Origin of the sequence: Pseudomonas sp. StFLB209 (genome assembly GCF_000829415.1) — a bacterium.
Classification (GTDB): Bacteria; Pseudomonadota; Gammaproteobacteria; order Pseudomonadales; family Pseudomonadaceae; genus Aquipseudomonas.
On sequence record NZ_AP014637.1, the window covers coordinates 2,732,269 to 2,754,132 of the forward strand.

General features: G+C 62.4%; 15 protein-coding genes. 7 read left to right on the forward strand and 8 right to left on the reverse strand.

Annotation, left to right across the window (positions count from 1 at the left end; translation table 11 throughout):
* Positions 1-174 precede the first annotated feature (174 nt).
* The 6 genes from PSCI_RS12355 (at position 175) to speA (ending at position 8,558) form a co-directional block, all read left to right on the forward strand.
* Positions 175-2,502 (forward strand): TonB-dependent siderophore receptor, encoded by a 2,328-nt coding sequence (locus tag PSCI_RS12355; RefSeq protein ID WP_045487036.1) that lies wholly within the window; start codon positions 175-177, stop codon positions 2,500-2,502.
* Positions 2,503-2,571: 69 nt separating this feature from the next.
* A complete protein-coding gene (locus PSCI_RS12360; protein WP_045487040.1) occupies positions 2,572-4,065 on the forward strand; it encodes a class I SAM-dependent methyltransferase in 1,494 nt (497 codons plus the stop codon).
* A gap of 317 nt (positions 4,066-4,382) precedes the next feature.
* Positions 4,383-5,453 (forward strand): DUF2333 family protein, encoded by a 1,071-nt coding sequence (locus PSCI_RS12365; RefSeq protein WP_045487043.1) that lies wholly within the window; start codon positions 4,383-4,385, stop codon positions 5,451-5,453.
* 3 nt (positions 5,454-5,456) lie between these two features.
* The gene (locus PSCI_RS12370; protein ID WP_373568487.1) at positions 5,457-6,014 is read left to right on the forward strand and encodes an NUDIX hydrolase; all 558 of its coding nucleotides are present in this window, start codon (positions 5,457-5,459) and stop codon (positions 6,012-6,014) included.
* A gap of 162 nt (positions 6,015-6,176) precedes the next feature.
* Positions 6,177-6,548, forward strand: coding sequence for a translation initiation factor Sui1 (locus PSCI_RS12375; protein ID WP_045487045.1), 372 nt, complete (start codon positions 6,177-6,179; stop codon positions 6,546-6,548).
* 96 nt (positions 6,549-6,644) lie between these two features.
* The gene (gene speA / locus PSCI_RS12380) at positions 6,645-8,558 is read left to right on the forward strand and encodes an arginine decarboxylase (protein WP_045487048.1); all 1,914 of its coding nucleotides are present in this window, start codon (positions 6,645-6,647) and stop codon (positions 8,556-8,558) included.
* Positions 8,559-8,666: 108 nt separating this feature from the next.
* Here the strand turns inward: speA and PSCI_RS12385 are convergent, their stop codons facing one another.
* The 5 genes from PSCI_RS12385 to PSCI_RS12405 all read right to left on the reverse strand — a co-directional run bounded on the left by PSCI_RS12385 (position 8,667) and on the right by PSCI_RS12405 (position 17,863).
* On the reverse strand, positions 8,667-11,141 hold the full coding sequence (locus PSCI_RS12385; RefSeq protein WP_045487055.1) for a TonB-dependent receptor plug domain-containing protein: 2,475 nt from the start codon (positions 11,139-11,141) through the stop codon (positions 8,667-8,669).
* 161 nt (positions 11,142-11,302) lie between these two features.
* Positions 11,303-13,558, reverse strand: coding sequence for a TonB-dependent receptor (locus PSCI_RS12390; RefSeq protein WP_045487058.1), 2,256 nt, complete (start codon positions 13,556-13,558; stop codon positions 11,303-11,305).
* Between the two features lie 325 nt (positions 13,559-13,883).
* Positions 13,884-15,452, reverse strand: coding sequence for a hypothetical protein (locus tag PSCI_RS12395; RefSeq protein ID WP_144403240.1), 1,569 nt, complete (start codon positions 15,450-15,452; stop codon positions 13,884-13,886).
* A 66-nt stretch (positions 15,453-15,518) separates the two neighbouring features.
* Positions 15,519-17,249, reverse strand: a complete 1,731-nt coding sequence (locus tag PSCI_RS12400) for a hypothetical protein (protein ID WP_045487061.1) — start codon at positions 17,247-17,249, stop codon at positions 15,519-15,521.
* Between the two features lie 119 nt (positions 17,250-17,368).
* Positions 17,369-17,863, reverse strand: a complete 495-nt coding sequence (locus PSCI_RS12405) for a hypothetical protein (protein WP_045487064.1) — start codon at positions 17,861-17,863, stop codon at positions 17,369-17,371.
* A gap of 142 nt (positions 17,864-18,005) precedes the next feature.
* On the opposite strand from PSCI_RS12405, the gene PSCI_RS12410 reads away from it, so the two are divergent.
* Positions 18,006-18,488, forward strand: coding sequence for an Lrp/AsnC family transcriptional regulator (locus PSCI_RS12410; RefSeq protein ID WP_173426683.1), 483 nt, complete (start codon positions 18,006-18,008; stop codon positions 18,486-18,488).
* Between the two features lie 33 nt (positions 18,489-18,521).
* On the opposite strand, the gene PSCI_RS12415 is transcribed toward PSCI_RS12410, so the two are convergent.
* From PSCI_RS12415 to PSCI_RS12425, 3 genes are read right to left on the reverse strand one after another with little or no spacing between them, the layout of a single operon-like run.
* Positions 18,522-19,580: an ABC transporter substrate-binding protein gene (locus PSCI_RS12415; protein ID WP_045487067.1), complete on the reverse strand. Its 1,059-nt coding sequence runs from the start codon at positions 19,578-19,580 to the stop codon at positions 18,522-18,524.
* A gap of 21 nt (positions 19,581-19,601) precedes the next feature.
* The gene (locus PSCI_RS12420) at positions 19,602-20,654 is read right to left on the reverse strand and encodes an ABC transporter substrate-binding protein (protein ID WP_045487070.1); all 1,053 of its coding nucleotides are present in this window, start codon (positions 20,652-20,654) and stop codon (positions 19,602-19,604) included.
* The gene (locus PSCI_RS12425) at positions 20,651-21,796 is read right to left on the reverse strand and encodes an LLM class flavin-dependent oxidoreductase (protein WP_045487073.1); all 1,146 of its coding nucleotides are present in this window, start codon (positions 21,794-21,796) and stop codon (positions 20,651-20,653) included. The genes PSCI_RS12420 and PSCI_RS12425 overlap by 4 nt, the downstream gene beginning before the upstream one ends.
* Positions 21,797-21,864 lie beyond the last annotated feature (68 nt).

The window sequence follows — 21,864 nt, forward strand, 5'->3', positions numbered from 1 at the left end:
GTAAATAACGTAAAAACAATTTACTCCTATATGAGATTAAATATCATTCCGCCCGTTGGAGCGGCGGGGAAGCCTCTGGAGCAAGGTTTCAGGCACTATTAAGCAGGTTTGGATAAAGCCTTTTCCGCCGTTTTTCTGCCCGTCTCGGGCGCACGATCAATGGGGAAGATGGACATGAATCCGAAGTACAAGCCTAACCTGCTGGCGTCAGCCATCGTTCTGGCCTGCAGTGCGCCGGTCGGCGCTGCCGAAGTGATCGGCGCAGCCGCTGACGAAGTCGTCAAACCGGACAGCGTACTGCCTGCCGATGGCTCGCCAGAGGCGCTGGAACTGGGCGATACCCATGTCATCGGCACCGCCGAGCAGGAACTCAAGCAGGCGTCGGGCGTGTCTATCATCACCGCCGAAGACCTCAAAAAGCGTCCGCCGGTCAACGATATTTCCGAGATCGTGCGCAAGATGCCCGGCGTCAACCTGACCGGCAACAGCACCACCGGCAGCCGTGGCAACAACCGGCAGATCGACCTGCGCGGTATGGGGCCGGAAAACACCCTGATCCTGATCGACGGCAAGCCGGTGACTTCGCGTAACTCGGTGCGCATGACCCGTACCGGCGAGCGCGATACCCGTGGCGACAGCAACTGGGTGCCGGCTGAAATGATCGATCGCATCGAGGTGCTGCGCGGCCCGGCGGCGGCCCGTTATGGTTCCGGCTCCATGGGCGGGGTGGTCAATATCATCACCAAGCGCCCGACCGACAAGCTGCAAGGCTCGATTACCGCTTACACCAACCTGCCTGAAGACGACGCCGAAGGGGTGACCAAACGCACCAATTTCAGCCTCGCCGGCCCGCTGACCGACGCCCTGAGCTTCCGGGTCTACGGCAACCTCAACAAAACCGATGCCGACGATCTGGACATCAACTGGGCCAAGACCGATGCGGCAGCGGCGGCTGATGGTATTTCGCCGACCTACGCTGCCGGTCGTGAAGGGGTGCGTAACAAGGACATCAACGGCCTGCTGTCGTGGCGCCTGGATGAAGCGCAGACCATCGACTTCGAAGCCGGCTACAGCCGTCAGGGCAATATCTACGCGGGCGACACCGGTGGCGATGCGATCAACGACTCGGCGGCCCTGCAAGAGCGTATTTCGGCGCTGTATGGCCGTGAAACCAACACCCTGTACCGTCAGACCTACTCGATTACCCATCAGGGCGATTGGGCGTTCGGCACCTCGAAGCTGACCGCGCAGTACGAAGGCACCCAGAACCGCCGCCTGCAGGAAGGCTTGTCGGGCGGCAGCGACGGCAACATCAACGCCGATGCCAGCGAGATCACCAGCGATTACGACAGCTTCCTGGTCAGTGGTGAGGTGAACATCCCGCTGGAGATGCTGGCGCATCAAGTGCTGACCATCGGCGCCGAATGGAACCGGCAGACGCTCGATGACCCGTCGGCGCTTAATCAGACCGTCAGCGGTGCCGGCTCCGGCGGTTCTGCGCTGCCTAATTCGGTGGCCGGGTCGCGGCCGACCGATATGGACGCAACCATCGCCGCCGTGTTCATCGAGGACAACATCGAACTGACCCCGGACTGGATGCTGACCCCCGGCGTGCGCCTGGACCACCATGACCAGTTCGGCTCCAACTGGAGCCCGAGCCTCAACACATCGTACAAACTGACCCCCGATATCACCCTAAAAGGCGGTATCGCCCGGGCCTTCAAGGCGCCGAACCTGTACCAGTCCAACCCCAACTACCTGCTGTTCAGCATGGGCATGGGCTGTGATCCGACCTTCAACCTCGGTGGCGGGTGTTACATCCTGGGCAATGACAGCCTTGAGCCAGAAGTCAGCGTCAACAAGGAAATCGGCATCAGCTTCGATCGTGATGGCTGGAGCGCAGGCCTGACCTACTTCCGCAACGATTACGACAACAAGATCACCTCGGGTATTACCGTGCGTGAACTGGCCACCGGCGGCACCAACGCCTCGCCAGTGCTGCGTTGGGAAAACGCCACCGACGCGGTGGTCAAGGGCTGGGAAGGTAACCTGACCGTGCCGTTGCTGGGCGAACGTGGCGAGACGCTGAGCTGGAGCACCAACTTCACCTATATGGATGAAAATGCTGATCGTACCGGCCAGCCGCTGTCGGTGATCCCGGAGTACACCATCAACTCGTTCCTCGACTGGCAGGCCACTGACAAGCTGGCGCTGAACCTCAATGCCACTTGGTATGGCAAACAGGAGCCGCGTACCCTGAACCCGACCCTGCCGTCTTCGGGGCCGATCACCGCCGCCAATGCCTTGTCCACCCGTGACCCTTACCACCTGTGGGGCGTGGGCGGCAGCTACGAGTTCAGCAAGAACCTGTCGGTGGGTGCCGGTATCAACAACCTGTTCGACAAGCGGATGTACCGTGAAGGGCAGGGCACCAGTCAGGGCGCCAACACCTACAACGAGCCAGGCCGTTCGTTCTACGCTTCGGTTACCGCTTCGTTCTGATGATCCGAGCGTTACCGCCTGCAATGACCGCTTCGCTGTGAGGCGGTCTCTGCGTTTTCAGGGATCACCATGAGTTCTGCCAGCTACCTCACCGACGTTGCCTACCCGCATCACTTCCAGACCCAGGCCACCTCCAACTGGCTGGCCTTTGTTGCCACCGCGCTGGGCCGTGCGGTGCCGGATATCAGCCGCGCTTACCGCAGTTGTGAACTGGGTTGCGGGCAGGGCTATGGCGCCGTTATCAACGCCGCTGCCAACCCCAACGGGCACTTTGTGGCAGTGGATATCAACCCTCGGCATATTGCGCATGGGCGCGCCTTGGCCGCTGCGGCCGGAGTGGCCAATATCGAGTTTATCGAGGCGAACTTCCGTGATTTCGCTGAATCTTGTGCGCATGACACATTCGATTTTGTGATCAGCCACGGGGTCTACTCCTGGGTCAGCCCGGCGGTGCAAGGCGAGATGCGCCAGGCTGTCGCGCAGTTGCTCAAGCCCGGCGGGCTGGCTTACCTGGGGTATATGAGCCAGCCGGGGTTGTTCTTCCTGGGCCCGTTGCAGCAGTTGTTGCGCCGTCATGTGCAAGGGGCGACGGGCAGCCTTGAGCAGCGGGTCAGCGCTGCCCTGAACCTGCTGCAAGGCATGGCCAGCGCCCGCGTGGGGTTCTTCGCCGAGCACCCGCAGGCCAGCATTTACCTGCAAAGCCTGGCCAGCCGCCATGTGCATTACGTGGCCCATGAGCTGTTCAACGAACACTGGAGCTCGATCAACAGCGGCGAACTGATCGAGCAAATGAGTGAACTGGCCTGTGACTTCATCGGCAGCGCCACGGCGCTGGAAAACATCGACGAAGTCTCGGTGCCGGGCAACGTCCTGGCGCTGCTCAATCAACTGCCCGGTGTCGCCGAGCGGGAATTGTTCAAAGACCTGGCACGCAACCAGTCGGACCGTTGCGACCTGTTCCAGAAGCGCGGTGTCGCAGCACTGACCACCGGCCAGCATCGTCAGGCGCTGTGGCAACAATGTGTGACCCGCCTGCCCGGCGCGCCGCTGGCCGGGCCAATCGAATTCGATACCCGGATCGGCCCGGTCCAGGGACCGGCCGGGTTGTTCGGGCCGTTGCTCAAGGCGCTGGCCGATTATCCACAGACCTTCGCCAGCCTGGCCGGGCTGCCAGCGCTTGGCGGCCAGACCGGCGCGATCAGCCCGGCCTTGCAAATGCTGGCCTGGGCTGGCCATGTACATCCGCTGCTGCCGGGCGAACTGGACGTCGAACGTTGCCAGGCCCTGAACCGGGTGATCAGCGAACGCGCGCTCAAGGGCGAAACCTACCAATGGCTGGCCGCCCCGACCCTGGGCTCGGCAGTGGCTGCCAGCCCGCTGCAGATGCTGCTCGCACGGGTCCTGCTGGACTACCCGCAATTGCGCGGCAAGCTGCTCAAACAAACCGTACTGGCCAGCGCCCGGCAACTGGATATTCACGCCACAGAAGTTGGACTGGACGCCGAACTGGAAGCGTTCGAACGACAAGTCTTGCCGGTATGGCAACAACTGGGCGTGGTTTAAAACAGAGGGAAGTTCGCCCGCAGGGCGGACCCAAGCCAGGAGCAAGCGCTTTGGTTCCTTTGGCGCCCCAAAGGAACCCGCCCGTCGGGGCGGAACCCGCGGTCCAGTCAACCGCGGCAAAAAGCCTTGCGCTGGTCGAAAGGTCTTCGCGGATAAATCCGCTCCTACGGCCATTTACCGAAGTCGCATTGCGACGCCCAATCGCTGCCCAGCGACCTGCACACCGACAAAAAACACACAATGGGTGCCGGGCAAACGCACCTTGGGGTAAGGTTGCGGTCACAGCTTCTGAGCCCAACCACCGAAAGGACCCTGACATGCTGGATTGGAAAAACCGCGCAGGCAGCGCGGACGAACGCCCTGCCGACACGGCTGCGGTCAAAAGACGCGGCTATCTGGGCGGGATCTTCTTCAGCCGCGCCCTCGGCGTACTGGTCCTCATCTACCTGTTAGTGACCGCTCTGGTTGGCTGGTACTGGAGCAACGAACCGGGCCTGTTTCCGGTCCAGCAGAACGCCCAGGCCGCCGCCGAGCGTGAAGGCAAACAGATGGTGATCGGCTACACCACCGTTGAAACCCTCAAATCGGTGACCGGCACCCTGCTCAACAAACCCGGTGGTTACCTGGCCAACGACCGCTTTCCACCAGGGGTGTGGCTGGACAACATGCCGAGCTGGGAATACGGCGTACTGGTCCAGGTACGTGACCTGAACCGGGCCCTGCGCAAGGACTTTGCCCGCTCCCAGTCGCAATCGACCGAAGACGGCGATCTGGCACGTGCCGAACAACTGTTCAACTTCAATGATCGCAGCTGGATCATGCCTTCCAGCGAGTCGCAGTACCAGGAAGGGATCAACGCCCTGAGCCGTTACCAGGCTCGTCTGGCGAGCCAGAACGGTGCGCAGTTCTATGCCCGCGCCGACAACCTGAACAGCTGGCTGGGTGATGTCGGAACCCGCCTGGGCTCAATGTCCCAGCGGCTGTCGGCCAGTGTCGGCCAGGTCAAGCTCAATGCTGCTGCGCGCACCGACAACATCAACGTCAAGCCCGGTGAAGTATTGAAGGTTGACGAAGAAGTGGTCGAAACCCCCTGGATGCAGATCGACAACGTGTTCTACGAGGCCCGTGGCCAGGCCTGGGCGCTTTCGCATTTGCTGCGTGCCATCGAGGTCGACTTCGCCGACGTACTGGCCAAGAAGAATGCCACGGTCAGCGTCCGCCAGATCATCCGCGAACTGGAAGCGTCGCAGGCTGCGGTGTGGAGCCCGATGATCCTTAACGGCAACGGCTTCGGCGTGCTGGCCAACCACTCGCTGGTAATGGCCAACTACATCTCGCGGGCCAACGCCGCGGTCATCGACCTGCGTCAGTTGCTGTCGCAGGGTTGAGTGGTGAGTGAGTCAGTGACTACGCTGGAACAGGAGGCCGCTCATCGGGCGGCCTCCGACGCTGAGCTGGTGGCCTGGGTTGATGAACAGGACCGCCTGCTCGGCGGTGTGCCGCGTGCCGAGCTGCGCGACAAGGGTCTGATCGGCCGTGGCACCTTCATCCTGTTATTCAACTCTGTGGGCGAGCTGTGTGTGCATCGTCGCACCTTGAGCAAAGCCGTTTATCCCGGCTACTGGGATGTTGCGGCCGGCGGCATGGTCCAGCCGGATGAAACTTACGCTGAATCAGCGGCCCGCGAACTCGAAGAAGAGCTGGGGGTGGGCGGTGTGGCGTTGCGAGATCACGGCCGTTTCCTGTTTGACGAGCGCGGCAACCGGCTTTGGTGCGCGGTGTTCTCGGCGGTCTCGGACAGCCCGTTGCGGTTGCAGCCAGAAGAGGTCCTGGAAGCCTGTTTCCTGCCCATCGAGCAGGCTCGGCGCCTGAGTGAACAAAAGCCTTGCTGCCCCGACTCGCTGGTGGCGTTGCAGACCTATCTGCAGCAGGTCGCAAAAACCCAGTAAATTGCCGCATTCCGGCCCTTAGCAATCAGGAAATTTGCCGTTACACTGCGCGGCCTTCGGGCAGTGTCGTTGCCCGATCAGCGCTGCCCCTGCCAGAGTGGGGCTTCGCGGCCGCAGGTCCCCTGACGGTCCAGTGTTCAGTCCTCAAGCCGAGGATTTCCCGTGGTCAAGAAAGCCGCTTCCTTCGCAGCCCTCGGTGGGCTGGTGTATTCAACTGACGCCGGGCGCCATTGCCCCGATTGCAGTCAACCCGTCGATGCCTGTATCTGCAAGCAAACGGTTATCCCTGCCGGTGACGGTATCGCTCGCGTGCGCCGCGAAAGTAAAGGCCGTGGTGGCAAAACCGTAACTACAGTTAGCGGTGTGCCACTGGCTGAAGATGCCCTCAAAGACCTGGCCAAAGCGCTCAAGCAGCGTTGCGGCACCGGTGGTTCGCTCAAGGACGGTGTGATCGAGATCCAGGGCGATCATGTCGAACTGCTGATCGCCGAGCTGGTCAAGAAAGGTTTCAAGGCTAAAAAATCCGGCGGCTGAACCGCGCCGCTGGAGCCAAACCGTCATTTCCGCGCTTTAAACTGCGCCCGGTCGGCCTTTGGCCGACGTTTACCGACTTATAGACAGGGGACTTCGATGTCCGTACGACGCACACGCAAAGACGATGGCAGCCAATGGACCGTGGCGGACAGCCGCAGTGTTTATGGAATTCGCCATTGGGGCGCCGGTTATTTCGCGATCAACGAAGCCGGTCGCGTTGAAGTTCGTCCCAACGGTGCCGGTAGCACCCCGATCGACCTCTACGAGCAGGTCGACGACCTGCGCAAAAGCGGCCTGACCCTGCCGTTGCTGGTGCGCTTCCCGGACATTCTGCAAGATCGCGTGCGCAAGCTGACTGGCGCTTTCGATGACAACATCGCGCGCCTGGAATACCAGAGCCGTTACACCGCGTTGTACCCGATCAAGGTCAACCAGCAAGAAGCCGTGGTGGAAAACATCATCGCCACGCAAAACGTTTCCATCGGCCTGGAAGCCGGCTCCAAGCCCGAGCTGATGGCCGTGCTGGCGCTGGCGCCGAAGGGCGGCACCATCGTCTGCAACGGTTACAAGGACCGTGAGTTCATCCGTCTGGCGCTGATGGGCCAGAAGCTGGGCCACAACGTGTTCATCGTCATCGAGAAAGAATCCGAAGTCGAACTGGTGATCGAGGAAGCCGCCGAACTCAAGCTGGCGCCCCAGGTCGGTCTGCGCGTGCGGCTGTCGTCGCTGGCGTCGAGCAAGTGGGCCGACACCGGCGGCGAGAAATCCAAGTTCGGCTTGTCTGCCGCGCAGCTGCTGTCGGTGGTCGAGCGTTTCCGCAAGGCCGGCCTGGATCAGGGCATCCGGCTGGTGCACTTCCACATGGGCTCACAGATCGCCAACCTGGCCGACTACCAGCACGGTTTCAAGGAAGCGATCCGTTACTACGGTGAACTGCGCAGCCTCGGCCTGCCGGTGGACCATATCGACGTCGGCGGCGGCCTGGGCGTCGATTACGACGGCACCCACTCGCGCAACGCCAGTTCGATCAACTACGACATCGACGACTACGCCGGTGTGGTGGTCGGCATGCTCAAGGAATTCTGCGACGCGCAGGGCCTGCCGCACCCGCATATCTTCTCGGAAAGCGGCCGCTCGTTGACCGCTCACCATGCGGTGCTGGTGGTCCAGGTCACCGACGTGGAGCGCCACAACGACCAGGTTCCCGAAATCGAAGACAAGGCCAGCCTGCCGGAAACCGTGCAGTGGCTGGTCGACCTGATCGATCACAACGACATCGAGATGGTCACCGAGACCTATTGGCGCGCCACGCACTACATGAGCGACATCGCCACCCAGTATGCTGATGGCAAGATCACCCTGGCCCAGAAGGCGCTGGGCGAGCAGTGCTACTTTGCCCTGTGCCGACGCCTGCACAACTCGCTCAAGGCTCGCCAGCGTTCGCACCGCCAGGTGCTGGACGAACTCAACGACAAGCTGGCCGACAAGTACATCTGTAACTTCTCGGTATTCCAGAGCCTGCCTGACACCTGGGCCATCGGCCAGGTATTGCCGATCATCCCGCTCAACCGGCTGGACGAAGAGCCGGTGCGCCGCGCTGTGCTGCAAGACCTGACCTGCGACTCGGACGGCAAGATCAACCAGTACGTCGACGAGCAGAGCATCGAGACCAGCATGCCGGTGCATGCCCTCAAGGACGGCGAAGATTACCTGCTGGGGATCTTCCTGGTCGGTGCCTACCAGGAAATTCTCGGTGACATGCACAACCTGTTCGGTGACACCGACTCGGTGAACATCTACCAGAACCAGGACGGCAGCGTGTACCACGCCGGTATCGAGACCCACGACACCATCGAAGACATGCTGCGCTATGTGCACCTGTCGCCGGAGGAGTTGATGACCCACTACCGCGACAAGGTCGCCAGCGCCAGGATCAGCCCGCGTGAACGCACCCAGTACCTCGATGCCCTGCGGCTGGGCCTGACCCGCTCTTCCTACCTGTCGTCCTGACGGGTATACCCCGGCACGCGAGCGGCCAGTTGGCCCGCTCGCGAATGCCTGTTGGCCGGTAGGAGCGGCCGGGCGGCGATCCTACAGGGTCTGGCAGCATTCAACCGATCAGAAGTCGTAACTCACACTCGTGTAGTAGAACGCGCCCTGGGCGCCTTCCGGTGAGGTGATGCTGTACTTCGGCACGCCATACAACTGCGACCCTTCCAGTTTGTCCGGGTGGCTGTCGAACAGGTTGATCGCACCCACGGTCAGCTTTACACCTTTGGCGAAGGTGTATGAGACATCCAGGTCGGTGACCCATTGTGCGCTGAAGGTCTGGTCCAGGGCCGGGTTGGTTGCATTACGGCTTTTCCACTCGCCGTAGCGCCGTTGCGCGACGTTCACGCCCCAGTTGCCATAAGCCCAGTTCGCGCCCAGGGTGAATTTGTTCTCTGGCGTGCCTTCCTCGATCAGGCCTTGCGTGTTGCGGCCCACAATCTGCGAACCGCTGATACCGCCCACATCCCGCAGCCCGGTGATTTTGGTGTCATTCTGGCTGAAGCCGGCATTGAGATTGAGCTTGCCGAATTCATTGAGGTTCAGCCGATAGTTACCGGTCACCTCAATCCCGTTGGTCCGGGTGTCGGCCACGTTGGTGTAGAACGCTGCGCTCTGAATGTTGCTGTACTGGGTGCCGGCAAACACCGGTGCGACCGTGGCGGCGGTCAGTTGGTCCGACAGGGTGATCCGGTTGTCGATCTCGATACGGTAGGCATCGACCGTCACCGAGGCATTTTCCAGCGGTCGCCAGACCAGACCCAGCGAGAAACTGGTCGACTCTTCCGGCTTGAGTGCCTGGCCGCCCAGCAAGCGGGCTTCAGGGCTGTCGGCACGCAGCAGGCGCTGTTGCACCTCGACCCAGTTGCCGCTGCCGGTCGGTTGCTCGACCGCCTGGACGCTGAACGACGACAGGCCGCTCTGCACCAGTGACGGGGCGCGGTAGCCGGTGCTGGCGGTGGCGCGGGCGGCGAGTTGCGGGGTGAAGTCGTAGCGCAGCGACAGCTTGCCGTTGGTGGTGTCGCCGAAGTCAGAGTAGTGCTCGGAGCGCAGCGCGACGCCAGCCTGGAATTTCTCGGTGATCTGCCCCTCGACATCGACATAGCCGCCGAACACCTTGCGCTCCAGCGAGGCCGCGTCAACCTGGGTAATCCCCGAGTAGTAGCCGGCCAGGCGGCGGTTGGTGACCGGGTCCAGGGTATTGAACAGCGGACCGTTGGCCCAGCCTTCGGCTTGCCCCGCACTCAGCTCGTAGTTTTCCTTGCGCCAGGCCACGCCGGCCGAGACCGTCAGCGGCTTGTACAGCAGTCGGGTATCGAAGTCGCGTACCCAGTCCAGGGTCAGGTTGGTCTGGTCGGCTTCACGCTCGCCGGTGTAGATCTTCGATGGGCTGGCGTTGCCGTAGCTGGGGTTGATCGCATTGCGGTCGGTGGACTTGAGCGTGTTGTTGCCGTAGTTCAACGCCAGGTCGAACTTGCCCAGTTGCGCATCCTCCCAGCGCAGGCCGCCGGTGGCCGCGTAGTCTTCAAGGTTGTAGCGGGTGATCGGAATCCGCCCGTCCGGGTAGCGTGCCAGGGCCACGCTGCCGTAGTTGCTGGCCAGGGTGGTGGGTGGATCGTAGAAGTTTTCCGAGTCGGTGTTCTTGTGCCCGTAGCTGGCAAAACCGTAGGCGGTGAGCGAGTCGCTGAGATTGATTTCGCTGTTGGCAATGAAATTGTACTGATCCGAGACCGCGCCCGAGCCCCAGCGCCAGTTGCGGTAACCGTTGTTCTGTTCGCGGGCGGTGTTGATGTTTGGTGAACCGGCATAAAAAATCCGGTTGTCGTCGCGGGTATCGCTGGCCGGGTCCTGATTGCCGGCGTCGAAGCTCAGGGTCAGGAAGCCGTCGTTGGGCAGGGCAAAGCCTTTCCAGCCGCTGAGTTTGCGTTGCAGACCGTCGCCCTTGTCGTAGCCGCCGAAGCGGTAGCCGATGTTGCCGCCTTCATCGCGCTCCTTGAGCACGATGTTGATCACCCCGGCAATGGCATCGGAGCCGTACTGCGCGGCGGCGCCGTCACGCAGGATTTCCACCCGCTCGATGGCACTGAGCGGAATCAGGCTCAGGTCCACGGCCGCCGCACCACGGGCGTTGACCACCCCCTGGCGGGTGACGTTGGCGCTGGCGTGACGGCGCTTGCCGTTGACCAGCACCAGTACCTGGTCAGAGGCCAGGCCCCGCAGCGAAGCGCCCTGGGCGATGGAACCGGCGAATGCGCCTTGGGGCGATTGCGGAAAACTGAACGACGGCGAAAGTGCCGTCAGCGCCGACTGTAAGTCGTTGGCGCCGGTGGTTTGCAGTTGCTCTGAAGACAGCACATCGACCGGTGCGGCACTTTCCAGTGCGGTGAGGTCACTGCGCCGGGTGCCGACCACCACGACGGTGTCGAGTTTACCGGCGCTGTCGCTGGCTGCCGGGCTTGAAGTTTCTGCGGCCAGCGCGGGCAAGGCCAGGCCGCTGGCGACCAGTGCAATGGCACCGGCCAGTGGGTTGAGACGCACGTTCATGATGACCCCTATAGGGAAAGGCAATTTTTCAGGTACGCAGGAGGGCCGTAGGGGGGCGTAGGAGGGGCCGTAGGAGGGGCTTCAGCCCCGAATCTTCTAAACCCCTAAACCCCTAAACCCTAAACCCCGTTCGCGGATCGAGCCGCTCCTGCCGTTGATCCTCAGAACCGCTGGGTCACCGAGACGCCCACGGTGCGTGGGTCGCCGTAGACGATCACGTTCTGCCCGGTGGCGCCGTTGGGGCGGCCGTGAACCTGGTATTCGCGGTTGGTAAGGTTGTTGGCAAAGCCGGTGACGCTGAGTTTTTCGTCCGGGCTGAACCAGGTCAGGCGTGCGTTGGCCAGGGTGTAATGCGGCTGGCTCAGTTCCTTGTCGACACTGCTCTGGCGGTCGGCGAGGAAGTATTCCTTGTCGCGCAAGCTCACGTCGCCGCCCACCACCAGCTTGCCGCCAACCTCAAGCGGTATGGTGTAGTCGGCGCCCAGCGATACCACGTACTTGGGCGAGCGCACGAAGCGGTTGCCGCTGTAGTCGGCGGTCACTGCGCCGGTGGTCGGGTTGACGTTCTTGAAGTCGGTGTATTCGGTGTCCAGATACGACAGCGCGGCGCGCAGGTGCAGGTACTCGGTCGGCTGGCCTTCGAGTTCCAGCTCGGCGCCCTTGACCTTGCCCTTGGCGCCGTTGGTCAGTGCTGTGGTCAGGATGCCGTTGTTGACGGTCAGCAGGTTCACCTGGATGTCGGAGTAGTCGTAGTAGAACACGTTGGCGTTGGCGATCAGCCGGCCCTTGAACCACTCCGACTTCAGGCCCAGCTCGTAGGCATCCAGTTCTTCCGGGTCGACAGTGCTGAGCTGCGCCAGGCTGGTGGACAGGCCGGTGTTGAAACCGCCGGAACGGAAGCCGTGGGCGTAACGGGCGAACACCCGCACGTTGTCGTTGATGCGGTATTCAGGCGTGACGTCGTAGGTCCAGGCGTCCCAGGTCTTGTCGCGCTCGCTGCTGCCGTTCGCCCCGGCGCTGCTCAGCGGGATCAGCGGGCCGGTGGCGGTGGCGCGGGTCAGCTGGGTCAGGTTCAGATCAATGTCTTTCTTTTCCTGGGTGTAGCGCAGGCCGGTGGTCAGGGTGAAATTGTCGGTCAGGTCAAAGGCGACGTTGCCGAACAGCGCGTAGCTGTCGGTGCTGTGGTCAAAATTCAGGTCGCGCAGCACGGTTGCACCGACCTGATTGGAGCCGGTGCCGTTGGGCGAGGTGCCCGGTGCGATGCTGCGGATGCCGGAGCTGTCGAGGTCTTCGTGGAAATAATGCGCGCCTGCCAGCCAGCGCAGGCGCTCCTGCTGCGGCGAGGCCAGGCGCAGTTCCTGGGAGTACTGGCGGTACTCGTTGTCGCTGAGTGAGGTGCCGTTGACTTCGTAAGGGGTGTAGTCGCCGTCGCTGAACGATTTGCTGCGGATGTAGTCGTAAGCAGTGATCGAGGTCAGGGTGTAGTCGCCCAGGTGCCAGTTCAGGGTCAGCGAACTGCCGTCATGGTCCAGGCGCGAGCTTTCATTGACGTTGAGCTCGATCCGGCGGCCTTCAGGGCGCTGGTAGCCAACGTTGTAATAAGTGCCGGTCGGCAGCGAACCGTTGCTGCCGTCGCCCTTGTACTCGCGGCTGTGGATTTTCCACAGGGCGTCCAGGTCCGGGGTCAGTTGAGCGAGAAACTGCACGCGGGCGGCTTTCTTGTTGACGTCGCCGTAGGTGTGATCGTTGGTTTCGTTGGTGGTGAAGCCATCGCGCTCTTCGGAGTACAGCGACACCCGTGCGGCGAGTTTTTCATCCACCAGCGCACCGCCCAGCGCGCCGCTGAGAATACGCTCGTTCTTGCTGCCAAAACCGATGGTGCCGTAGCCGTCAGTGTCGAAGCCGGGTTTCTTCGAAATGATATTCACCGCACCGGCGGTGGTGTTCTTGCCGTACAGGGTGCCTTGCGGGCCACGCAGGATTTCGATGCGCTCAAGGTCAAACAGTGGGCCGCCGCCGGCGATAGGCGCATTGAGGTACACGTCGTCGGCGTAGATACCGACCGGATAAACCGTAGCAGCACCGGTATCGCCAGTGCCCAGGCCGCGAATGTACCAGCGCGGACGACCGTCGCCGTCGGGGTTCTTGGCCGCGGCGTTGGGGACGAAGGTGGTGATGTCGCCCACCGTGCGCACGCCGTCGGCGGTAATGCTCGAACCGTTGACCACCGACACGGCGGCAGGCACTTCCTGCACGGTCTGTTCGCGGCGCTGTGCGGTGACGGTCACGGTTTTCAGGGCTGGCGCCGGTTCGGCGGCGGTGCCGGTCTGCTCGGCAGCCCAGGCCAGGCTGGTGCCGCTGCCACCCAGGGCCAGCGTCAGCCAGATGCCCCGGGTAATCGGATTGATCTTCAACATGATGAAATCCCCATAAGACGCAAGAAGTAACGACTGCGCATTCTTGTCGGTGGTGGATGCGCTAGATGCTCAGAGGGGGAATAGCAGGGTCTGTGCCAGTTGCCGAAGCCATGGCCAGAGAAACTTTTTAATTTTTAACTAATTGATTAAAAAGGATTTTTATTTTCATCAGCAGGCCGCGTGGACGGCTTTTGCGGCCGCGCGGCTCATTGCTCGGGCCAGACTGCGTCCTGGCCGTCAGGGGTTGCTGGCGGGCTGCTTCTGGAGCAGCACTGCGCTGCTGGAGGCGAGACAGCCAGGCAGCCAGCGGCTGCCTGTCGAACGCTCAGGGCAAGCTTCTGATTAACGTCGGCTGCTTGGCCGAGTCGGCGTTTTCGAACAAAAACGAGAAATCCGCGGCCAGGCCGCTCTTGCCGGCGATTTTCGCGTTCTTGTGGCAACCGTCGCACGAGACATTCTGAATATAGGTTTCCAGCACGGTGTTGGCCGCCGGAACATTGCCGTCGCTGTTGAAGGTGCCGTACACCAAGGGTGCAGGCGCGTTGGCGCCAGGTTCGGGGCTCGGTGCGGTCGGCGAGCCATCCCACAGGACGTTGATCAGTTTGTAGTACTGAAACACCGACTGGCCGTTGGTCTTGCTGGCAATGGCCTGCTGCACGGCGCTGTTGAGGGCGTTCATGTAGCTGCTCAGCGGGTACTCGCGGCTGACCTGAACCGGCTCGCTGCGCGGGAAGTTATCGGTGCAGCCGGAGGCATTGCAGGTGATGCGTTCCTGGTTGGGGGGGCAGCTGCTGCCTGTGCAGTTGGGGTTGTTGAAGGTGTAGCCGGCCGCCGGCGCCGGGCCGCCGTCGGGGACGTTGTCGACATGCTCGAAGGTGGTCCAGACGAAGTCCGGCAGGCTTTCGGTCTTGTGAATGATGTGCAGGCCGACCAGGCCCACCACTTCCTGGGCGCACTCGCCAGTGTCGGGACGTTGCAGCCAGGTCACGCTGGTCAGGTAGCGCGAATACAGCTGCGGCTTGCCGGTGAGGATACGCCACGCCGCCTTGATCTCGAATGCCCCCAACTGTTCCTGCGCGACCGGTTTGGCGGGCGGGTTGCGAAAGTGGGCGCCAGCTGGCAGCGACAGGCCTTGCGGGCTCTTGCCATCCTGGTTGGTGGCGACTCGTAGCTGGTCGGCGGCGTCATACAGTGAATTGGCGACAATGTAGTCGAACTCGGCCTTGCCAACCTTGCGCTCGAAGTACACCAGATTGCCGGCCTGGTCGGTCAGCCAGCCGCCAGTGGCCTCAAGGGTCGGATCAGGGGTGGTGGCCGGGGTGCTGGAAGAAATATGAAAGCGGTGTCTGGCGCTCACCGCACTTTCGGAGGTGGCGGTCAGAAATTTGCGCGCACCGCTACGCACCGAGCCGAGGCTGGCCCTGGCCTGGCAGCCGACCGGTGCCGGCGCCTGGACGCCCCAGGCGCTGGGCGGCACCGCGCCGGGCAGGAAGATATCGTTGGCATCTTTATAGCTGGACCACAGCGGCACGATGCTCATCGGCTGGCTGGTATGGGTCGGTACGCCGAACTGGCTGGCAGGGCTGTGCAGGTCTGGCTCGCCGGCCAGGCTCGGGTTGGTTGGCCAGCCTGGATTGACCGGCCAGTTCATCGCGATGAACATCTGCCAGGCGTAACAATTGATGGTTTTCTGCGACAGCAAAAATGGATTGTCGCTGGTCAGAAAGCTGCCACTGTTGGGGTCGAACACCAGCTGCTGTACGCATTGTTCCGGTGTCTGCGGGTTGGCCGCCGCCAGGCTGGTCTGGGCAGTCAGACCCCACGACAGCAGCGCCAGCAAGGTGCCGAGCAGGCCTGCACGGCCTCGTTCGATGAGGGCGGTAAACAAGCGCATGATACTGCTCCCTGCAAGCCGCAGACCCGCGCCAGCGAGTGCGCTGCGCGGGTCCGGCGTGATTGGTTAAAGGACCGGCACGATCGCCAGTGAGCTGGCCCATGGATGCTCGTCAGCACTTGGGTTGGCGGCTTCGGACGGGTTCAGCGCACGCAGTTGCACCAGCCCGGGCGCGGCGTTGGCCGCCACCTTGATGGTCATGACATAGCCTTGGGTACCGTTGGCCGATGTTACCCCCGGAACCGGCGTGGCGTTGGCCAGAAATTCGCTGACCTGCGCTGTCACCCCGGGGTTGGAGAACTCAATGCGCGCCGTTGCGGCGGTGGTGCCGGCGTCGGCGCCTTGCACCACCAGCACGAACTGATGACTGCTGCCGGGCTTGAGCAAGGCCGGCAGGTCGCTGGGCGACTCGCCGTAGAACAGCTCCAGTGGCAGCAACTGCACCGGATAAGGCTGGATCGCCGTGGTGCGGTCAGCCACGCAAGGGGTGATGGGCGGCTCAATGCTGTTCAGTGTGCTGGCCGACAGCGCCACTTTCATCTGGTTGGCAATCTGCCCGATGTACTCGATCGGCTTGCCGTCGATGGTGACGTCGCTGATTGAAAAACCGGCACTTTCCGGGATTTCGAACACCGCATGGAGGATCTGGTCGATGCCGCCAGGGCCTGTACCGGCGCTGCCACGGGTGACTTTCCAGTACTGGCTGACATCCTCGCCCTTGGGGCCTTTCCAGTTCGCGAAGCTCTGCGGCTGCTGCAGATACAGGCCCACCGGGTCGGTCAGGGTGATGCGGTTAGCGCCTGCCAGGCTATTGGCACTGAAACCGATGAACGGGTCGGAGTTACGGAAATTCTGTCCGTACTGTGCACAGCAGATCAGGGTCTGCGCGTTGACGCTGCTGGCGTCGGGACGCTGAATGGTTGCGGCCCCCGCCAGGTAGATTTCGGCGCTCAGGGTATTGGGCCCGGAAGTCAGGTGCAGCGCGCCGCCATATTGGCCGGGAACGCGTGCGGTGCCCGAGTTCCACTTATTGGTCACGTCGTAAGCCGCCCGCCCGGTGGTCGGATCGATCACCGGCTCGCCTTTCTTGCCGGTCGGCTGATCGTAGGCGTAGCGCAGGTACAGGTCTTCAATCACCACCGACGGATCGATGTAGTCCTTGTACAGGCCCAGCACCGCTTCAGGATTGATACGCCACAGGGTCAGGTAATAAGCCGGGTTTTCGCAGGTGAACATGACGCTGCGCAGCTTGCCGTTGGCATCGCGGGTGATCGACCACTCGCAGTATTCGTCCAGCCAGCCACGTGGGCCGGACGGCGAGAACGGCTTGTAGGGGCCGTTCCAGTCGATCTGCGGACAGCGAACGGTTGGCAGGTTGAGCAGGTTGCCAGTGCCTTGCGGGTCATACAGCTTGAGGGCCGTGCCGTTGATGTCGATCTCGCCGTTGTCGGCCAGGGCCATGACCTGTTCCATGCTCAGTGGTTTGCCGCCCAGTTGCGGGTTGGCGGCCGAGCCTGCCTGGGTCAGGTAGACAATCAGGCGGTTGGGGAACGGTGTCCATTCAACCGGCGTTGCGTTGTCGTCGAAGCCCTCGACCAGCGGGTTGTAGTAACCCGCTCGTGGTGCGTCATTGAGGCTGCTCCACGGGTTGCCGATGATCGCCGCCTGGGTCCAGCCATCGAGGTTGTTGCTCCAGTCGGTTTCAAACTGCGGCAACTGCTGCTCCAGGCCCAGTTTCTGAAAGTCCTTCGGGGCCTGCCCGGCGGGTGAGGTGAACTGCTTTAAAGGCGTACTCATGACAACTCTCCAACGGCAAGTGGTGAATGAAAGAGGGAGCAGAAAGCATTACCGGAGGGACTCCGGTCGAAACCTGATGCAGATCCTGTGCATCAGGTCAGCGGCGTGAGGTGTTGAGATCAGAACTGACCGATGCGCCTCGGTGCCTGTTCGGCAAAGAGTGCAGGGGCGCTGCGTGCCTGCTCGCGGCACAGATTCAGGTGGCGCACCGCGAACGGCTTGCGGTCATGGGAATGCAGGCCGGCGTGGCCGTGCCAGGGTTGCTCGGGGAGGGGGCGGCGTGGGCTTCGAGCGATGCGTTCGGCGACGTTCATCGGTGCATGGGCATCGATGCGCCAGCCTTGATTGACCCAGCGGCGGAAGATTTCCAGCGAGTCCTCGAACCACACCGACGGGCTCAGCTCAGGATGCGCGAGCGTTGAGGCCGTCAGATGCTGATAGATAAGCGGCGACCATTGCCGGACCGACTCGATCTGACGCAGATTGATGATTTGGCCTTGCGTGGCTTCAATCCAGGAGGGGCTCAGTGCGACTCTTTGCAGCGGCAATTGCCAGCACGATTCACTGACCAGGCGCTGAATATCCGTCGTCCATGTCGGTTTTGTAGCGCTCATCGGTCCTTCTCCGGCCCTGACTGCTTATTGAGCTGACGTTGATTCGCGCAATGATGTTAATTTGAAGGCGCGACGATTTCGTGCAAAGTGCCACCGTGCAGTGGCTGTTTTTTTGCATTTTTTCAGGGAGGACGCAGTAAATATGGCAGATGCGATAGATCTGAGGATTCTGGGGCGCTTACAGAAGGATTGCAGCCAGAGTCTGGAGTTGCTTAGCGACAACGTGGGCCTGTCACCGACCAGTTGCTATCGACGCATCAAGCGCCTGGAGGACAACGGAGTGATCCGTGCCAGGGTGGCGGTGCTGGACGATAAAAAGCTTGGTCTGCAGGTCACGGCCATGTTCATGATCAAGCTCGACAAGGACACCGCCGACATCGACCGGCGCATGCAGCAGATTCTGGCCAGCCGGCCTGAGGTCCAGGAGTGTTACCTGATCACCGGAGAGTTCGACTTCGTGATGGTGGCGAAGTTGCGTGACGCCACCGAATACACCGACTACATCTACAACTTCCTGGAAACCTACAAAGACATCCCGATCAGGACCTACTCTTCGACCCTGGTGATCCGCACGGTGAAGAAGTCTTTCGAGATTCCGCTCAATGGCCTGGACCAGGGCGCGTGAGCTGCCGCAGGCAAATTGCCGGCGGCAGGTCCGTCAGACCGCCAGCCTTGAGGTGGCGCCGATGACCTTTTCCAGCACGCTGAAGTCCACCCAGTCATTGACATTGAAATGCCGCGGGATGAAGTTCCAGCGATAGAGAAAATCGGTGAAGTCCTGCAAGGCGTCGATCGAGCGCCGGTCCAGGGTTGTGCGCAGGCGCCGGTGGGCGTCTTCACCGTAGGCGGCGGCCACCCAGTATTCACTGGTGTTCAACTCGCGGGCCAGATAGCGCCGGGTTTCTTCCGGGTTGGCCCAGGCCCATTGCTCGGTGCGCAGCACCACGTCGACGATGCGGGTACAGGCGTCGAAATGGTTCTCGAACAGGTGGGAGTCTACGGTCAGCGCCCGAGGCGTGCCGTTATTGCTGCGGATCAGCGGGTCGGGGTGTGAGCCGGTATCGACCACCACCTGCAAGCCGAACTCGTTGGCCAGGTGCGCGGCATGTGCGCCCTTGAGAAAAATCGCGTCGATATCGCCACGCAGCAGGCCAATCAGTTCGTTATTGCGTTTGCGTACGCTGCCGACGTCCAGGTTCACTTCCGAGCCGTATTTATGGTGCTTGCGCTCGTCGCTGTAGGTGCCGCCGTAGGGGTAATCGACCAGTTCGACATCCGAGACGCTCAGGCCTTCGAGGCGCAGGGCGTTTTCCAGGCCGCGCAGCGCCTGCGCGCGGGTAAAGTCGATCTGTACGTTGGCCCACTTGGGCAGCCCGAAGCGGCGGTTTTTCAGGTCGCGGATGGTTTTTACCCCGCTGTCGATGGTGGTCAGGATCAACTGCACCTCATCGCTCCAGGACAGCCCCAGCAGGTGGGTCGGCACGCCGCTGGAATACGCCCAGATTGCCGGAATGTTACCGCCATGGCGCACCGAATTGGGCAGGTGGTGGTCGTAGTGGGCTTCGCGGACATCCTGCTCGCTGGACTCACGCAGCGACTGGATGCGCGTGCCGTAGGGCTGGAAAGCTTCGGCCAGCCGGCCGGACTGCACGGCGATGCCCAGCCCGGTGGGGACCGGGCTGTGGGTGTACCAGAGGGTTTCGAGTGATTGGCTCATAAGTGTCTCGTCGCAAAGTGATCAGCCGGTCAACTTGCCAGGGGCAAGGCTCAGCGCATCAAGGGGGCGGGTGTCGATCCAGTCACGGACATCGAAGCGGGTCGCGATGAAGGCCCAGCGCTGGAGAAAATCGGTGAAATCCTGCAGGCCGGCGATGGCCTGTTCGTCGAAGCCGGTGTTCAGGCGCTGATGGGCATCTTCGCCATAGGCACGCCTGACCCAGTACTCGCTGCTGTTGACCTCATAAGACAGAAAACGTCGTGTCTCTTGCGGGTTGTTGCGCGCCCACTGCTCGGCGCGCAACACCGAGCCGAGAATGCCGGCGGCAACGTCCAGGTGTTGGTCCAGCAAGTGCTGATCGACGCTCAGGGTTCGCGGTGTGGCGTTATTGCTGCGGATCAGCGGCTCGGGATGGGTGCCGGTGTCGATTACTGTCACCAGCGAGAACTCATGGGCCAGTTGCACGCCATGCGCGCCCTTGAGAAAAATCGCATCGACTTCGCCGCGCAACAGGCCGACCAGTTCGGCGTTACGGGTTTCGGCGCGGTGGCTGCTGACCAGAGTGTTATCCACTGCCTCGGCTGGAGCATCGCTGAAGGTGCCGCCGTGGACATAGTCGACCAGCTCCACGTCACCCACCTGCAGACCTTCCAGGCGCAGGGCATTTTCCAGGCCGCGCAGGGCCTGGGCGCGGGTGAAGTCGATCTGCGCGTTGCGCCAGTGCGGCAGGCCGAAGCGCCGGCCCTTGAGGTCCTTGACCGAACGAATGCCGCTGCCGGGCCGGGTCAGAATCAACTGCGCCTCATCCACCCACGACAGGCCGATGACCCGGGTTTCGCGGCCCTGGGCGCGAGCCCAGATGGCCGGGATATTGCCGCCATGGCGTACCGAGTTGCGCAAGGTATGGTCGAAGTGCGACTCGCGCACGCTCTGCTGGCTGGACTCGCGGATTGACTGCAAGGCGGTGCCCAACGGATCAAGCGCCTCTTTGAGCCAGCCTTTCTGGACTGCCAGGCCCAGGCCGGTGGGCACCGGGCAGCGGGTGTACCAAAGGGTATCGAGTGGCTGGCTCATGCCGTGGCTCCTGCCAATGGGGTAGGTGAATGCTGATGGACCAGCGGCAGCACTTGCTGGCCGATGCGCAGGGCTTCTTCAAGATGCGGATTGCCGGCCAGGATAAAGGTCGAGAAACCGGCGTCGCGGTACTCGTTCAAGCGCTCGGCGATCTGCTCATGGCTGCCCACCAGACCGACGGTGGGGCCAGGCTTGGCCTTGGCGAAACCGGCCCACAGGTTCGGGCCGATGATCAGGTCGTCAAAGCGGTCGATGTTCTGGTGATAGGCCGTCTGCCGCGCGCCGCCCACCGAGTCCGAGCCGCCGGCACCGAACGGGCGTGCGCCAGGCTGATGGAAGCGCTCGAACTGGCGGCGCAGGTCGCTCCAGGCCAGGGCTTCGGTTTCCCGGGCGAACAGGTCGACGCGCAGGCCGAACCGCACGCTGCGCCCCTGACGAGCGGCCAGTTCACGAACCCGCTCGATGTGCGGCTTGAGCTTATCGACCGGTTCCGCCCAGTTCAGGTACACATCAGCGTGGCGGGCGGCGACCTCCAGCGCCGCATCAGAGAACCCGGAGAAGTACACGCCGGGTTTGCGCTCGTGGTGCAGGCCCGGCGGCAGGGCGCCGTTCTCCAGACGGTAGATCTCACCTTCATAGGAGAACCGCTGGTTGTGCCACAGGCCGTCGATCACATCGAGGAACTCGCCGGTACGCTTGTAGCGCAGGTCGTGTTCGAGAAAGTCGCCGTTGGCGCGCTGGCTGGCCGGGTTGCCACCGGTGATGATGTTCCAGTCCAGCCGGCCATGGCTCAGATTCTGCAAAATCGCCGCTTGCTGCGCGGCATAGGCCGGCAGCGTCCAGGTGGCCTGGAACGCCACCAGAAACCGGATCCGCCGGGTCTCGCGGGCCAGCGCTGCGGCGACCATCCATGGCTCGGGGCCGGTGGGCAACAGCGCACCTTCAAAGCCTGCCAGCTCGGCAGCCTTGGCCACCTGGGCGATGTAATCGATGTAACCAAAGCCGTCCGCTGCGCCGTCAGGCAGCCGACCGGGGGCAATATGGCCGGGGCGGTGCACAGGGTTGCCACGGTTATGGTTGGCGGTGTTCAGTTGCGGGCCATCGGTACCCAGTGGCAGACGCCAGAAAAATTCAGTGCTCATCGGGACTCCCGGTGTATGGCGATCCTCAATCCGTCAAGGCTTGAGCAACCGCCATGCCACGCTGTGAT

Bases quoted from the DNA above. Each gene is read 5' to 3' on its own strand.
- speA (WP_045487048.1), top strand. From the start codon at position 6,645: ATGTCCGTACGACGCACACGCAAAGACGATGGCAGCCAATGGACCGTG.
- PSCI_RS12405 (WP_045487064.1), bottom strand. From the start codon at position 17,863: ATGAGCGCTACAAAACCGACATGGACGACGGATATTCAGCGCCTGGTC.
- PSCI_RS12420 (WP_045487070.1), bottom strand. From the start codon at position 20,654: ATGAGCCAGCCACTCGATACCCTTTGGTACACCCGCTGCCCGGTGCCC.
- PSCI_RS12425 (WP_045487073.1), bottom strand. From the start codon at position 21,796: ATGAGCACTGAATTTTTCTGGCGTCTGCCACTGGGTACCGATGGCCCG.
- PSCI_RS12365 (WP_045487043.1), top strand. From the start codon at position 4,383: ATGCTGGATTGGAAAAACCGCGCAGGCAGCGCGGACGAACGCCCTGCC.
- PSCI_RS12355 (WP_045487036.1), top strand. From the start codon at position 175: ATGAATCCGAAGTACAAGCCTAACCTGCTGGCGTCAGCCATCGTTCTG.
- PSCI_RS12360 (WP_045487040.1), top strand. From the start codon at position 2,572: ATGAGTTCTGCCAGCTACCTCACCGACGTTGCCTACCCGCATCACTTC.
- PSCI_RS12415 (WP_045487067.1), bottom strand. From the start codon at position 19,580: ATGAGCCAATCACTCGAAACCCTCTGGTACACCCACAGCCCGGTCCCC.
- PSCI_RS12395 (WP_144403240.1), bottom strand. From the start codon at position 15,452: ATGCGCTTGTTTACCGCCCTCATCGAACGAGGCCGTGCAGGCCTGCTC.
- PSCI_RS12400 (WP_045487061.1), bottom strand. From the start codon at position 17,249: ATGAGTACGCCTTTAAAGCAGTTCACCTCACCCGCCGGGCAGGCCCCG.
- PSCI_RS12410 (WP_173426683.1), top strand. From the start codon at position 18,006: ATGGCAGATGCGATAGATCTGAGGATTCTGGGGCGCTTACAGAAGGAT.
- PSCI_RS12390 (WP_045487058.1), bottom strand. From the start codon at position 13,558: ATGTTGAAGATCAATCCGATTACCCGGGGCATCTGGCTGACGCTGGCC.
- PSCI_RS12385 (WP_045487055.1), bottom strand. From the start codon at position 11,141: ATGAACGTGCGTCTCAACCCACTGGCCGGTGCCATTGCACTGGTCGCC.